Origin of the sequence: Kitasatospora sp. NPDC058115 (genome assembly GCF_042884635.1) — a bacterium.
In the GTDB taxonomy this organism is placed as follows: Bacteria; Actinomycetota; Actinomycetes; order Streptomycetales; family Streptomycetaceae; genus Kitasatospora.
This window is the reverse complement of the sequence record NZ_JBHVTL010000005.1, coordinates 81,690-95,494: the sequence shown is the minus strand read 5'-3', so window position 1 is coordinate 95,494 and position 13,805 is coordinate 81,690. Positions and strand designations below refer to the sequence as shown.

At 78.6% G+C, this 13,805-nt stretch carries 12 protein-coding genes; 1 reads left to right on the top strand and 11 read right to left on the bottom strand.

Going from position 1 to position 13,805, the window contains the following annotated elements; all coding sequences use genetic code 11:
• Positions 1 to 77: 77 nt before the first annotated feature.
• Both ACFVVL_RS06900 and ACFVVL_RS06895 read right to left on the bottom strand, forming a co-directional pair.
• A complete protein-coding gene (locus ACFVVL_RS06900) occupies positions 78 to 2,300 on the bottom strand; it encodes a histidine kinase (RefSeq protein WP_380422662.1) in 2,223 nt (740 codons plus the stop codon).
• A gap of 121 nt (positions 2,301 to 2,421) precedes the next feature.
• Positions 2,422 to 3,054 (bottom strand): response regulator, encoded by a 633-nt coding sequence (locus ACFVVL_RS06895; protein ID WP_380289667.1) that lies wholly within the window; start codon positions 3,052 to 3,054, stop codon positions 2,422 to 2,424.
• Positions 3,055 to 3,377: 323 nt separating this feature from the next.
• On the opposite strand from ACFVVL_RS06895, the gene ACFVVL_RS06890 reads away from it, so the two are divergent.
• Entirely contained in the window at positions 3,378 to 5,672 is a 2,295-nt protein-coding gene (locus tag ACFVVL_RS06890; RefSeq protein ID WP_387671827.1) for a sensor histidine kinase, read from the top strand.
• A 115-nt stretch (positions 5,673 to 5,787) separates the two neighbouring features.
• Here ACFVVL_RS06890 and ACFVVL_RS06885 read toward each other — a convergent pair whose 3' ends face one another.
• From ACFVVL_RS06885 to ACFVVL_RS06845, 9 genes are all read right to left on the bottom strand, one after another.
• Positions 5,788 to 5,967 (bottom strand): hypothetical protein, encoded by a 180-nt coding sequence (locus ACFVVL_RS06885; protein ID WP_387671825.1) that lies wholly within the window; start codon positions 5,965 to 5,967, stop codon positions 5,788 to 5,790.
• 158 nt (positions 5,968 to 6,125) lie between these two features.
• Positions 6,126 to 7,250: an NAD(P)-dependent alcohol dehydrogenase gene (locus tag ACFVVL_RS06880; protein ID WP_387671823.1), complete on the bottom strand. Its 1,125-nt coding sequence runs from the start codon at positions 7,248 to 7,250 to the stop codon at positions 6,126 to 6,128.
• The gene (locus ACFVVL_RS06875; protein WP_387671821.1) at positions 7,247 to 7,825 is read right to left on the bottom strand and encodes a VOC family protein; all 579 of its coding nucleotides are present in this window, start codon (positions 7,823 to 7,825) and stop codon (positions 7,247 to 7,249) included. Before ACFVVL_RS06875 ends, ACFVVL_RS06880 begins: the two co-directional genes overlap by 4 nt.
• Positions 7,822 to 8,778 (bottom strand): SDR family oxidoreductase, encoded by a 957-nt coding sequence (locus ACFVVL_RS06870; protein ID WP_387671819.1) that lies wholly within the window; start codon positions 8,776 to 8,778, stop codon positions 7,822 to 7,824. The genes ACFVVL_RS06875 and ACFVVL_RS06870 overlap by 4 nt, the downstream gene beginning before the upstream one ends.
• Positions 8,775 to 9,626, bottom strand: a complete 852-nt coding sequence (locus tag ACFVVL_RS06865) for a cupin domain-containing protein (protein ID WP_387671817.1) — start codon at positions 9,624 to 9,626, stop codon at positions 8,775 to 8,777. Before ACFVVL_RS06865 ends, ACFVVL_RS06870 begins: the two co-directional genes overlap by 4 nt.
• Complete coding sequence (locus tag ACFVVL_RS06860; protein ID WP_387671815.1) at positions 9,623 to 10,804, bottom strand: zinc-binding dehydrogenase; 1,182 nt, start codon at positions 10,802 to 10,804, stop codon at positions 9,623 to 9,625. The genes ACFVVL_RS06865 and ACFVVL_RS06860 overlap by 4 nt, the downstream gene beginning before the upstream one ends.
• On the bottom strand, positions 10,801 to 11,211 hold the full coding sequence (locus tag ACFVVL_RS06855) for a hypothetical protein (RefSeq protein WP_387671813.1): 411 nt from the start codon (positions 11,209 to 11,211) through the stop codon (positions 10,801 to 10,803). Before ACFVVL_RS06855 ends, ACFVVL_RS06860 begins: the two co-directional genes overlap by 4 nt.
• The gene (locus tag ACFVVL_RS06850) at positions 11,208 to 11,837 is read right to left on the bottom strand and encodes a hypothetical protein (protein WP_387671811.1); all 630 of its coding nucleotides are present in this window, start codon (positions 11,835 to 11,837) and stop codon (positions 11,208 to 11,210) included. The genes ACFVVL_RS06855 and ACFVVL_RS06850 overlap by 4 nt, the downstream gene beginning before the upstream one ends.
• A 173-nt stretch (positions 11,838 to 12,010) precedes the next feature.
• Entirely contained in the window at positions 12,011 to 13,099 is a 1,089-nt protein-coding gene (locus ACFVVL_RS06845) for a hypothetical protein (RefSeq protein ID WP_387671809.1), read from the bottom strand.
• Positions 13,100 to 13,805 lie beyond the last annotated feature (706 nt).

Here is a 13,805-nt window from a genome sequence, read left to right as displayed (position 1 = left end):
AAGCGAGGTCCCCGTCAAGGGGCGGCGGAGCGGCGACGGCCGATATCCGTCAGCCGTCGGCGGTCAGGCGGCGGCGGTCAGGCGTCGACCGGCGGCAGCTCGGGCGTGCGGGGCAGCACGGCCCGGACGACGGCGCCGCCGTCGTGGTTGCCCGTCTCGAACCGGCCGCCCAGCTCCTCGGCCCGCTCGGCCATCGACCGCAGCCCGACGCCCGAACCGGCCCGCCGGACGGCCCCGGCGCCTCCCCCGCCCCCCGCGTGGAAGCCGCGGCCGTCGTCCCAGACCTCCAGCACCACCGCCTCCGGACGCACCCGCAGCGTCAACCGGGCCCGCCCGGCCCCCGAGTGGCGCAGCACGTTGTGCAGCGCCTCGCCGCTGATCCGCAGCGCCGCCACCTCGACGGCGGCCGGCAGCGCGGGCGGCGGGTCCGGGTCCAGCACCAGGGAGATCCTCACCCGCGCCCCGTCCAGCTCCGCGACCAGCCGCCGCAGCGCCACCGCGAGCCCCTCCCCCGCCAGCGCGGCGGGCGCCAGCCCCTCGGTGATCCGGCGCAGTTCGTCGATCGCCTGCCCGATCCCGGCCGACACCGCGATCAGCGAGCGGGCCGCCGGGGAGTCCTCGGGCACGGCGGCCCGCGCGGTGTCGACGCCGAGCCGCAGGCCCGACAGGGTCGGGCCGAGGCCGTCGTGCAGATCGTGCCGCAGGCGCCGGCGCTCCTCCTCCCGGGCCAGCACGATCTGCCGCCGCCCGCGCTGGAGCTCCTCGTACATCCGCAGCGAGGCGATCGCGGGCGCGGCCTGGTCGGCGAGGAAGCGCAGCACCTCGTGGTCCTGGGCGTCGAGTTCGGGCTGCCCGGTGCGCGGGGGCGCGTAGAGGTCCCCGATCACCGCGCCCTCGTAGCTGAGCGGGAAGACCTGACTGGCGGGCCCCAGGGTGCCGACGGAGGCGAGCTCGTGCGGGCCGGTGCGGGTGTGCAGCACGACCCGGGCGCCGGGCAGGCCGAGGGCGGTCACCACGGTGTCGCAGAGCAGCGGCGGCGCGTCGGCGGGGCTGACGGCGCGGCTCAGCCGTTCCGCGAGCGCCCGCACCACCTGGTAGGGGCGGGCGCGGTCGCCGTAGTAGAAGCGGTCGACGGCCCGCACCACCCAGCGGGTGGTGGGCCCGAGCAGGCCTCCGATGGCCAGCGCCGCGGCGGCGAGCAGCTGCGCGGGGGCGCTGCTGGCCTGCGGCACGGCGCGGCGCAGCAGCAGCGCGACGCCGAGGTAGCCGGCGATCAGCAGGGCGGTGAGGGCGAGGACGCTGAGCATCCGGCGGGTCGCCCGGTCGAGGTAGCGGGAGCGGTCGCGGGTGAAGGCGTAGCCGACCGCGCCGAGCATCCACAGCGCGGAGCCGGCGAAGTAGGCGACCGCCGCGACGCTCTCCGAGCTGCCGAGCCGCAGCGCGATGTTGGTGGTGACCAGCCAGACCAGGTAGGGCACCAGGACGGCGGTCACGCTGCGGTGCGGCCGGGCGGAGCGCCGCCAGCGGACGGCGGCGACGGCCAGGCTGGCGGCGACCAGGCCCCAGGCGACCAGGGTGGCGTGCCATTCGTCCAGCGGCAGTCCGCGCCCGGGCGGCAGCAGGACGTCGCCGTGGTAGGGCAGCGGGCTGCGCAGGCGGACGGCGCACGCGTGCACGGCGCTCCACAGCGCGATGGCCGCGACGAAGGCCCGGCCCGGTCCGCCGGGCAGCCGCCCCTCGGGCAGCCAGAGCGGGAGGGCGAGCGAGACGAAGATGAACAGGGCGACGGAGGCCAGCAGCAGGGCCGCGCCGAGGGCCTTCGCCGCCGGTCCGGCGTCGGTGACCGCGGCGGCGAGGAGGACGAAGCGGGACAGGCAGCCGCCGAGGCCGGCGGCGAGCAGGCAGCGGCCGAGGCTGCGGCCGGCCGGCGCGGCGGCGGGGGCCGGGGCGGCGCCGTCGGGGGCGGGTGCGGCGCGGTGGGCGAGGACGAGCAGCCCGGAGAGCGCGAAGGCGAAGCCCAGCAGGACGGTCTCGCCGTCGTGGAGGTAGAACGGGGCGGTCCACGGGGCGTTCGGGTGGGTGACGGCGAGCAGGACCCAGCCGAGCCCGCTGAGCAGGGTCGCGACGCAGACCCAGGCCGCCGGGCCGAGGACGGCGCGCCGGGGCGCGGCCGGGTGCGGCGCCGGGGGCGCCGTGGTGGCGGACGAGCCCGCCGGGCCGGGCGGGCGGGCGGGCCGGGTGGCCGGGCCGGCGGTGTGCCGGGCCACGGCGGTGGCCGGGGTCGCGGCCGGTTCGCTCATGATGAGGGCCTCCTCCCCCGCATCCTGCGGGTCCCGCCGTCCCGGCGGCGCGGGACGACGGTCCGGTCCCGGCCCCGGCCCGGCCGGCCCGGGGGGTGGCGGCGGGGTGCCCGCGGAGCGGTCAGCCGTCGCCGAGTCCCATGTCGCGGGCCCGGGCGACGGCCTCGGCGCGGGTCGCGACGTGCAGCTTCTCGAAGATGTGGGTGACGTGGTTGCGGACCGTCTTCTCCGCGACCACCAGCTCCCGGGCGATCCGGCGGTTGTCCAGTCCGCGCGCCACCAGGTCGAGGACCTCGGCCTCGCGGGCGGTGAGCGCCGGGAAGAGCTGGCCGGCCTCCCGCACCCGGGCCCCGGCGAGCAGGGTGGTGATCCGTTCGGCGACGTCCGCGCCGAAGACCGCTCCGCCCGCCGCGACGGTGCGCACCGCGTGCAGCACCTCCTCGCGGCCCGCGCCCTTCACCAGGTAGCCGCGGGCCCCGGCCTGGAGGGCGGCGAGCAGGCTGCCGTCGTCGTCCGCCATGGTGAGCATCAGCACCGGCGGGGCCGGCTGGCCGGCGGAGAGCCGCCGGGTGGCCTCCAGCCCGGAGCCGTCCGGGAGCGAGAGGTCCATCACGACCATGTCGGGGTGGTGGCGGGCGACCGCCTCCGGTACGTCGCCGGCGCGTTCGGCCTCGGCGACGACGACGATGCCCTCGGCGCTCTCCAGGGCGGCCTTCAGGCCTTCGCGGAACAGCGGGTGGTCGTCGACGATCAGGACCCGGACCGGTGCGGGCGCCCGTTCCTCGTCCGCCCGGACCTCGTCCGCCCGGCCCTCCGGCTGCCGCGGTTCTTCGGCTGGCTGGTTTTCCTCCACGTGGCCGACACTACCAGCGATATCTTCGCGACTCTGCGTGACGACGGTGACGGCGGGTGCCCGCCCGGCGGACGGGCCGTGGACGGGGGCGTCCCCCGACCGGGGCGGACGAGACCACGACCCCATGCGCCCGGGACGGCGGGCGGCCGACACTGGAGCAAAGCGCGCCCGGCCCCGCGACCGGCCGTCGGTGGCCCGTTCCCCACCCGTCCCTAGGCGGTGCCATGACCACGGTGATCCCCTCCCGCCCCCGGCCGCACACGCGGGCCGGGGCTCCGCCACGCCGGACGCCCGCCCAGCGGCGGCTCACCGGCGCCGCCGCGCTCACCGTGCTCTGCCTGGCGGTCGCCACCCTCTGGATCTGCTACGTCCTGGTCCACCTCGGCGCCTCCGGGGTGGAGGGTCCGCGGGACCAGCTCGCCATCCTGGTCTACGCCCTGCCGACGGCGGCGGCGGGCATGCTGCTGCACGCCCACCGGCCGGGAAATCCGCTCGGTTGGGTGATGCTCCTCTACGCGCTGACGTCCATGCTGCCGAGCGCCGTCGCCGCACCCGTCTCGGTGCAGGTCACCGACCCCGGGCTGGTGGGCACCGCCGCGGTGGTGCGCGCGGTCTGCGACACCGTCAGCGTGACCCTGTTCTACGTGCTGCCGCTCTGGCTGCCGGCCGCCCGGCTCACCACCCGCCGGTGGTGGTGGTACATCGGCGCCGTCACCCTCTGGGTGATCCCGGACACGATGTCCTTCCTGGACCGGCCGACCGTCTACGGCCGCCCCAACCCGCTCGCCGACACCGCGCCCGCGAACTTCTTCGGCTCCGTGGCCGACCACGTCGGCGGCCTCTACGACGCCACCAACTACCTGCTGATCGGCATCGCCGCCACCGTGCTGCTGGTGCGGCTGCTGCGGCGCAGCGCGCCCCGGCGGCGCGCGCACCTGGCCGGGATGCTGGGCGCCTACCTGCTGTGGGCGGGCATGCAGGAGTACTACGAGCGCCGCTACGCGTACGAGTACTGGCTGAGCTACGCGCTGTTCACGGCGGCCGGCGCGGTGTGGGCGGTGGCCGTCGCCTTCCTGGTGGTCCGGGACGGCGGGTGGCGGCTGGACCGGGCGGCCCGCTCCGTCCTGACCGGGCTGCTGCTCGCCACCGGGCTCACCGTGCTGTTCGTGGCGTGCGCGGCGGTGCTGTCCGCGTGGCTGGTGCCCGGCCGGGGCGCCGCCGCGCTGTTGCTGATCGCGCTGGTCTTCGCGCTGGGCGCGGGTCTGCCGCGGGCCGCCCGGTGGGCGGTGGGCGTGGTGGACCGGCTCTACTACGGCGACCGCGCCCAGCCCTACCAGGTGCTGCGGACGCTGGCCGGGCAGGTCCGGCAGGTGGTCGAGCCGCAGCGGCTGCCGGCGGCGCTGTGCACGGCCGTCGCGGAGGAGCTCAGGCTGCCGGGCGTGGCGCTGGCCGTCTCCACCCGGGCCGGGCGCCGGCCGCTCGCGGCGGTGGGGCGGCTGGACGGGCCGGTGCGGGGCTTCGAGCTGGTCCACCACGGCGTGGTGATCGGGGAGTTGACGGTGGGGCTGCGGGCGGGCGAGGAGCAGCTGGAGCCGAGCGACGCCGACATCCTGCGCTCGCTGGCCGACCAGGCCTCGCCGGCCGTCGCCTCGCTGCGGCTGGCGGAGGACCTCCAGGCCAGCCGCGAGCAGATCGTCGCCGCGCGCGAGGAGGAGCGGCGCTGCCTGCGGCGGGACATCCACGACGGACTCGGCCCGGCGCTGGCCGGGCTGCGGCTGCGGGTCGACAACGCGGCCTCGGCGGCCGAGACGACGGCGGGCGCGGGGACGGCGGGCGCGGGGACGGCCGGGACCGCCGGGAGCGCGGCGGGGACAGCGGGCGGGACGGGCGGGGCAGCGGGCGGGACGGGCACCGGTGGGGCCGCCGGGGCGGCGGCCGAGGGGATCGCGCGGACGCTGCAGGGCATCTCGGACGACCTGGCGATGGCGATCAAGGAGGTGCGGCGGATCACCGACCGGCTCGGGCCGGCGCCGCTCGGCGAGTTCGGCCTCACCCGGGCCGTCCAGCACCTGGCCGCCTCGTTCAGCACCGACGGGCTCGCCGTCACGGCCGCCCTGCACCCGGACCCGCTGCCGGACCTGCCCGCCGCCGTGGAGGTGGCCGCGTACCGGATCACCGCCGAGGCGCTCAACAACGTGCTGCGGCACGCCGACGCCCGGCACGCCCGGGTGACGATGCGGGTGGACGACGCGAACCTGACGCTGACCGTCCAGGACGACGGGATCGGCCTCGGCGTCCCGCAGCCGCCCGAGGAGGGCCCCCCGGGTGCACCGGGGCCCGCGGGAACGGACCTGGCGCGGCTGGGGTCGTCCGGCGGGGTCGGGCTGCGGTCGATGGCGGACCGGGCGGCCGAGATCGGCGGACACTGCACCATCGCCCGGCTCACGCAGCAGAGCGGGACCCGGGTGCTGGCCGTCCTCCCCCGGCACCCCTCCCAGCGGCGCGGCCCCGCGTCCTGAGCGGCGGCGCACCACGACGCCCCCCGCCCCCGCTTCCGGCAGGACCGGGAGCGGGGGCGGGGGGTCGGGGGTGGGCCGGGGAGGGATCCGGCGGAAGCGATCACGGGTGACCGGTTCAGCAGTCCTTCTGGCCCGGCTTGCAGTGGCGCTCGGGTTCCGCGGCGGAGCCCGCCGGCGCGGGAGCCGACTTGGCCACCGCGCCGATGACGGCGCTCCTGATGACCGCGGTCGCCGCGGCGATGCCGACGATGGCGGACGCGACGCCGAGCGTCTTCGAGGTCGTGTTCGTTGCCATGGGATGGGTGCTCCAGATTCTTCAGCTCCGGGCGGTCGAGCCGATCAACCGCTCCGCACTCCACTCTGGTCGGCGCCACGCCCCGGGCACATGGGCCCGCCGTCCCGTTCCGGTCCCAGAACGGGACGGCGGACCCGACGGCGGGCCATCGGCGCAGCTCAGGGCAGCATCAGCACCGGCTTCACCACCTCCCCCGCCTCCGCCGCCGCGGCCGCCTCCTCGACCGCCGCGAACGGGAACGTCCGCACCAGCCGGTCCACCGGCAGCCGTCCCGCCCGGAACAGGTCCACCAGCACCGGCAGGAACCGCTGCGGCACGCTCGCCCCCTGGTTCACCCCGACGATCCTGGGCGCCCGGGCGAGCAGCCCGGGGACGTCCAGGCCCACTTCGCTGCCGGCCGGCGGCGCGCCGACCACCCCGCAGGTCCCGCCGACGGCCAGCGCCTCCACCGCCTGGCGCAGCGCGCGGACGCTGCCGCTGGTCTCCAGCGTGTGCTGCGCGCCGCGCCCGCCGGTGAGGTCCCGCAGCGCCGCCACCGGATCCGCGGTGCCCGCGTCGACCACGTCGGTGGCCCCGAGTTCGCGGGCCAGGGCGAGCCGCTCGGGGCGCAGGTCGACGGCGACGATCCGCACCACCGGGGTCGACCGGGCCGCCAGGACGGCGGCCAGTCCCACCGCGCCCGCGCCGAACACCGCCAGGGTGTCGCCGGGTTCGGGCCGCAGCACGTTGAGGACGGCGCCCGCGCCGGTCTGCACGCCGCAGCCGAGCGGCGCCAGCACCTCGAACGGCACCGGCGGGCCGGTGACGGGCACGGCGTTGCGCTCGTCGGCGAGCGCGTGCCCCGCGAAGGAGGACTGGCCGAAGAAGTGGCCGTGCAGCGTGGCGCCGCGGTGGCGGCCCGTGCCGTGCACGGTGGCGCTGCCGTCCAGCCGGAAGCCGCCGAACAGGTTCAGCGCGGCCCAGTGGTCACAGCGCACCGGAAGCCCGGCCCGGCAGGGCGGACAGGCGCCGCAGGAGTCGAAGGTCAGCACGACGCGGTCGCCGGGCCGCAGCCGGGTGACGCCGTCGCCGACCGCCTCGACGGTCCCCGCGCCCTCGTGGCCGAGGACGGCGGGCAGCGGCGCGGGCGTGCGGCCGGCCCGCACGCTCAGGTCGGTGTGGCAGATGCCGACGGCGCGAATCCGGACCAGGACCTCGTCCGCGCGGGGGCCGTCCAGCCGGACGGTCTCCGGGCGGAACGGCCCACCGGTGCCGCGCACCACGGCGGCGGTGGTCTCGATCACGACGGACCGGTCCCGTCCGCCGGCGCGCCGGCGGCGTCCCACGGCCCCGGGGGTGCGAACAGCCGGTCGGGGGTGGCGCGTTCGTAGGGCATGCCGGGCGGCATCGCGAGCACCTCCAGCTGGAGCCCCCAGGGCGCGCGGAAGTACACCCAGCGGTCGCCGTCGATCGGTCCGCCGTCGGCGATCGTCTGCGGCTCGCCCAGCACCTCGACGCCGGGCCGGCGGCGCAGGTGGGCGACGGCGCGGTCCACGTCGTCGACGGCGATCGCGAGGTGGTGCCCGCCCCAGTCGCTGTTGGCGGGCTGCTCGCGGCGCTGGCCCGGGGCGGTGTACTGGAACAGCTCCAGGTTGCTGACCGGGCCCAGGCGCAGCATCGCGATGTGCGCCACCGCCGAGCGGTGGACGCCGAGTTGGCGGTGCATCCAGTCCTCGTCCCCGGGCGGCGCGGCGACCGGTCCGAGGCGGTAGAGCAGGCGGGCGCCGAGCACCTCGGTGAAGAACGCCACCGCCTGGTCGAGGTCGGGGACGGTGTAGGCGACGTGGTGCACGGCGCGCGCGCCGGGAATGCCGGTCATCGGGCGCTCCTTCCGGGGGCGTTCGGGAATCCGGAGGCTTCCGGGGCTTCCGGGGCTTCCGCTTCCGGGGCTTCCGGGCCGTCGGGCCGCTCGGGGCGGAGGGCCCGTTCGTGGGCGGCGTCGCGCTGGTTGGCGATCGCGCTCATCAGGCTGAGGCCGCCGTCGACGGTGAGCGACACGCCGGTGGTGTACCCGGCGTCCGGGCCGGTCAGGTGGACGACGGCCGCCGCGACCTCGGCCGCCCGGCCGGGCCGGCCCACCGGGATGGCGGGCCGGGCGAGGGCGCCGAGGTCACGGCCGTCCAGGGCGCGGTCGTCGAGGACGCGGTCGTCGACGACGCCGTTCATCCGGGTGGCGGTCTCGCCGGGGCTCACCGCGTTCACGGTGATCCCGAACGGCGCCAGCTCCAGGGCCATCACCCGGGTGAGCGCGCCGAGCGCGCCCTTGGCCGCGCAGTAGGCGGAGCCGCCCAGGATCGGGGTGAACTCGTGGACGGAGGTGACGTTGACGATCCGCCCGCCGCGCCCCTGGCCGACCATCCGGCGGGCGGCCGCCTGGGCGCAGGCGAAGGGGCCGGTGAGGTCCACCGCGAGGATCCGCCACCAGTCGTCCAGGTTCTCTTCCAGGGCCGGTGAACGATGGTTGATCCCGGCCGAGTTGACCAGGATGTCGATGCCGCCGAGCTGCTCGGCGGCGCCGTGCACGGCCCGCGCCGCGCCCGCCGGGTCGGCGAGGTCCAGCGGCAGCAGCACGGTCCGCCCGCCCGCCAGTTCGGCGGTCCGGCGGGCGGCGGCGCGGTCGGTGCGGTAGCCGATCGCCACCGCGTGCCCGGCCCGGGCCAGGGCGACGGCGGTGGCCCGGCCGATGCCGGAGCTGGCCCCGGTGACGACGGCCACCGTGGGCAGCCGCGCACCGCCGTCGGGGTGCCGGTCGTGCGGTCCGGGGACGCTCATCGGGTCACCTCCGCCGCGGCGGCGGGGCGGACCCGGTAGCCGGCCCGGGCGAGGCTCGGCGCGCCCAGGTAGCCGTAGAGGGCGTCGGTCGGACCGGCCGGGCCGGTGCGGAAGCCGTGCCACTCACCGGCCGGGACGAACACCAGGTCCCCGGCGCGGACCGGGATCCCGGTGGTCTCCGTGAGGTGGGTGCCGCCGCCGGAGAGGACGAGGAAGAACTCGTCGGCGTGCGGGTGCCGGTGCAGGTCGTGGCTGCCGCCGGCGCCGAACCGCGAGGCGGCGACGGTGAGCCGCAGGGCGCCGACCGTCTCGTCGGTGGCGAGCCAGTGCACCGTCATGCCGGCCGAGCCGGCGATCGGCGCGCTGCCGGTGCCGGGGCCGGTGCTGGCGCCGACGTCGGTGTCGCTGCTGCGTGCGGCGGGCACCGCCGCGGCGGGCGGGTCGGGGGCGGGCGGGTCCGGAACGTCGCCGTGGGAGCGGAGGCCGGGCCTCGGCGGCGCGAGCGGGACGGGGTGGGGGCGCGGCGCGGGCCGGTCGCCGGGCACCGCGAGCGGCCGGACGGTCAGCACGGCGGCGGGCGCGCCGGGCAGGGCGGTGAGTCCGCAGACGCTGCCGGGCGGGTGGTAGAGGCCCTCGCCCGGGCCGAGCACGCGCCCGGCCGAGCGGATCCCGCCGGAGAGCACCAGCGTCACGGATTCGCCCACCCGGGAGGGGTGGTGCTCGACGCGGACACCGGGCGGCAGGGTCTCGACGGTCAGACCGCCGTGCGCGGACGGCAGGTGCTGCGGGTCGATCAGCCGCCGGAACGCGGGGGCCGTCCGGGGGACGGCGGCGGGTACGAGGATCACGCGGGATCTCCTTCGGGGGGAGGGACGGGCGCCGCGTCGCCGACGCGGCCGAAGTCGAGGAGCACCTTGGGCGGGCCGCTGCGGCCGCCCGCAAGCAAGCGGAACGCCTCCGGCCCGGCGGCCGGCGGCAGCACGGCGGCGATCAGCGGCTCGGCCGTCAGCACGCCGTCGCGGAACAGCCGCAGCGTGCGGTCGTAGTGGTCCAGGCCGTGCCGGACACCGATCACCTCCAGTCCGCGCAGGGCGAGTCGGCCCGGGTCGAAGCCCGGGCACGGGCCGCCGGCCACGCCGATCACGACGAGCCGGCCGCCCGGTTCGAGCAGGTCGAGGCCGAGCGCGAACGCCGGCGCCGCACCCGACGCCTCGACCGCGAGCGCGTAGCGGCCGGGGCCGGCGGCCCGGGCCTGCTCGGGGCTCAGCGCGCGGCGCGCACCGCAGCGCAGCGCGAGCCGCCGCCCGGCCGGGTCGATGCCCACCGCGTCCACCGACTCACCCAGCCGGGCGGCGAGTTGGACGGCGAGCAGGCCGATGGTGCCGGTGCCGAGGACGACCACCCGGTCGCCGAGCCCGCACCCGGACCGTTCCAGCCCGGCCACCACCGTCACCGCCGGTTCGGTCAGCACGGCGGCCCGGTCCGGCACCCGGGCGGGGATCCGGGACAGCGAGCGTTCCGGCAGCACCACGTACTCGGCGGCGGCGCCCTGGCGGCCGTAGAGGCCGACCTCGGTGAGGCGTTCGCACAGCGGGCGGCGGCCGCGCCGGCACATCCGGCACAGGCCGCAGTGCACCATGGTGTGGCCGACCACCCGGTCGCCGGGCGCGAACTCGGTGACCGCACGGCCGACTTCGGCGACCGTGCCGCACCACTCGTGCCCCGGGACGAGCGGGAAGCGGGCCCGCCCGTCGCGCAGGTAGGCGGCGGTGCCGTGGAGGAGTTCGAGGTCGGTGCCGCAGAGGCCGACCAGGGAGGTGCGCACGGTGACCGCGTCCGGCCCCGGCGGCGCGGGCCGGGGCACCCGGGCGAGCACGACCCGGTGCGGTGCCTCGAAGCGCAGCGCCGCCATGGTCGCGGCGTCGGCCGTGGCACCGGCGGCCCCCGCCGTACGGGCGGGGGCCTCGGTGCGATCCGGGACGCGGCCGGAGGTGCGCGCCGCGGCGGCCGCGGCGGGGCCGGTCACGGCCGGCTCCGCCGTTCGGCGCGCCGCCGGGCCAGGGAGCGCCTGGTCGCGGTGGTGCGGCGGGGCGCGGCCAGGGCGAGGCAGAGCACCTCGGCGCCGAGCGGACCGGCTTCCAGGAGCAGTTCCCGGCCCCGGGTCGCCAGCAGCAGATCGCCGTCGGCGGCCAGGTGGTCCGGCTCGTCGGCGGTCCGGCCGACGAGCAGGGAGCCGCGCACCACGAACAGGACGGTCTCGGTCTCGGGCCGCCCCGGCATCAGGTGGTGGGCGCCGGGGCTCAGCCGCAGGTGGTCGAAGCTCTCGCAGGCACTGGCGAGCATGGAGCGGCGCGCGAGGCAGCGCAGGCGCACGCGCTCGCCGTTCGGGCCGAGGATGACGGCGGCCGAGGCCGTGGCGGTGGTGACGATCACCGGGGCTCGCCTCCCTTCGGGCTCGGAGGGGTGTCGGGGTGGTCGGGGCGGCCGGCGGCGGGGCGTCCGGTCGCGGGGCGTCCGGTCGCGGGACGCCGGGGGTCGGGGCGGCCGGTCGTGGGACGTTCGGCGGCGGGATGTCCGGCGTCGGGGTGGTCGGCGTCGGGGTGGTCGGTCTCCGGTCGTCCGGCGGCCGGGTGGCCGTCCACCGGGCGTTCGGTGCTCGGCCGGTCGGCCGCCGGGTGGGCGAGGGCCCGGCCCGGGTGGCCGGCCACGGCGAGCACCGCGTGGAAGAACTCCAGACCGGCGGTGCCGGCCGTGAACACGGTGCGCGCGCCGAGCGGCAGGGTCACGGCGGTGCCCTCGACCAGCGGGATCCCGGAGTCGCCGGCCGCCGACGGCTCGTTCCCGGCCTCGGACCCGGCGTCGGCCTCGGCCCCCGGCACCGTGGCGGTGCCCGAGCCGGCCGTGATGTACAGGGCGCGCTCGACGCCCTCGGCGGTGACCTCGACGCTGCGGCCGGGGTCGAGCCACTGCAGTCCGACGGCGCGCAGCGGTCCGGTCAGCACCCGGCTGGGGTCGACGGCGCCGCGTCGGCGGAGGTCGGTGATGACGGTGCCCGGCATGACGGGAACTCCTTCTGGTCTCCTGCGGTCCGTACGGGGCCGCTTCCGTTGTCCACGATGTGGCGCCTGTCGTCCCGGTCGCACGGGAGCCGGGTCCTGTCCCGCTCCCGGCCCTCTCCCGGCCCGCTCCCGGACGGTGCCCGGGCGGCCCCCGGGCCCGGGTCCCCGCGTCCTCACGGCGTGCCCGGGACCGGTCCGGCGGCCCGCAGCGCGACGGCCCGGGCGGGCTCCGGGCTGCCGGTGCGGCTGCGCGGGACGCCCGCCCCCGCACCGTCGGCCAGACCGTCGACCGCGGCCCTCAGCACCGTGCCGTCCACCGGGGTCAGCAGCCTGCCACCGGCGCAGTACGGGCGGCCGAGCTCGGCGAGGAGCAGCAGCCCGGGCGCGCTCGCGGCGGCGAGCGCGGCGGTCAGCCGGTCCGGGTCGACCCCGCAAGGCAGGGCGGTCGCCGAACCGTTGCGGGCCAGCAGCTCCCGGTGGGCCCAGCCGGTGGCACCGTCCGCCAGCCCGAGCCGCGCCGCCACCCGGGCGGCGAGCAGCAGGCCCAGCGCCCCGGCGTCGCCGGGCGCGAGGGCGGGGCCGGCGACGGCCCGCACGGCACTCGCGAGGCCGCGGCCGTAGCCGAGGGCCAGCGCGGGGCCGGTCTCCTCGGGGTCAAAGCAGACCAGGGCGGCCCGCGCGTCGGCGCACAGGGCGAGCAGGGCGGTGAGCGTCGGCTCGTCGTAGCGCGCGCCGGGGTGGAGGAGGGCGGCGAGCGTCGAGTAGCGGGCCGGGCAGACGGCGAGCACGTGGCGCACGACGGCGACCATCCCGGCGCGGGTCCACGCGGCGGGGCGCTCGGCGAGCACGTCGGCCGGCACCCAGGCCAGCGCCGCGGCCGGGACCGGCCGGTGCAGGGCCAGTGCCGGACCGCACGCGGCGGCCAGGTCGGTGGGCACCCGGACGTCGGCCGGGTACCCGCAGGCGCGTTCACCGCCGACGGCAACCACGACGGCCCCGGCGGGGGCGGCGGGGGCGGCGGGCAGCGGTCCGTCGCGCAGGTCGTGCACGGTGGTGGGCGCCAGGCCGGCGGCGAGTGCGCGGACCCGGCCCAGCGGACCGGCGGGCGCCGTGCCGTCCGTCACCACGACGAACCGGCCGGCCCCGAACCCGTCCAGCCGCGCCCCGAGTTCGGCCCACGACGCCTCGCCGCTGCGCACCGCCAGGGAGAGCTGTGCGGCACCGGCCTGGATGCGGCGATCGAGCCGGACGCCTCGACGCATGGCGGCCTCCTCCCGTCCGGACGGCTCCGGACCACGGCCTCCACGCTGCGCCACCCACCGCCCCGCCCACCTGAGCCCCCGGCCCCCACCACGCCCCGCACCCCCGCCCGGGACGCCCCGGGGCGGGAACCGGCCCCGGCCGCGCCCCACGGACACCGGCCGGGGCCACCCACCCCTCACCGAGTCCGCCCCGACCCCGCCGGTCCATGGCGGAGGGCCCCGGCCCCTGCACCCAGACCGGGCGGCGCCACGTCCCGAGCCGGCCCCACCCGCGTCCCACGGACACCGGCCGGGGCCGCCGGACGGGCCCCGGGACGGCCCAGCTCCGAGCCCCGAACCTCACCGGGCGACACCCACGTCCCGAGCCGACCTCACCCGCACCCCACGGACACCCACCGGCCACCAACCGGCGCCACCACGGGCCCGAGCGCTCCGCCTCGACCCGCGCCGGAGCGGGCCTCGCCGCCCCCGCCGGGCGTCACCCAGGTCCGGAGCGGCCCCACGCACGCCCCACGGACACCGTCCGCGACCACCAACGGCCGGCGCAGCCCCCCTCACCACGGGCCCGGATGGGCCGCCACGTCCCGAGCCGGCCCCACCCACGCCCCGCGGACACCGGCCGGGGCCGCCGGACGGGCCCCGGGACGGCCCAGCTCCGAGCCCCGAACCTCACCGGGCGACACCCACGTCCCGAGCCGACCTCACC

Bases quoted from the DNA above. Each gene is read 5' to 3' on its own strand.
- ACFVVL_RS06885 (WP_387671825.1), bottom strand. From the start codon at position 5,967: ATGGCAACGAACACGACCTCGAAGACGCTCGGCGTCGCGTCCGCCATC.
- ACFVVL_RS06870 (WP_387671819.1), bottom strand. From the start codon at position 8,778: ATGAGCGTCCCCGGACCGCACGACCGGCACCCCGACGGCGGTGCGCGG.
- ACFVVL_RS06890 (WP_387671827.1), top strand. From the start codon at position 3,378: ATGACCACGGTGATCCCCTCCCGCCCCCGGCCGCACACGCGGGCCGGG.
- ACFVVL_RS06900 (WP_380422662.1), bottom strand. From the start codon at position 2,300: ATGAGCGAACCGGCCGCGACCCCGGCCACCGCCGTGGCCCGGCACACC.
- ACFVVL_RS06850 (WP_387671811.1), bottom strand. From the start codon at position 11,837: ATGCCGGGCACCGTCATCACCGACCTCCGCCGACGCGGCGCCGTCGAC.
- ACFVVL_RS06875 (WP_387671821.1), bottom strand. From the start codon at position 7,825: ATGACCGGCATTCCCGGCGCGCGCGCCGTGCACCACGTCGCCTACACC.
- ACFVVL_RS06845 (WP_387671809.1), bottom strand. From the start codon at position 13,099: ATGCGTCGAGGCGTCCGGCTCGATCGCCGCATCCAGGCCGGTGCCGCA.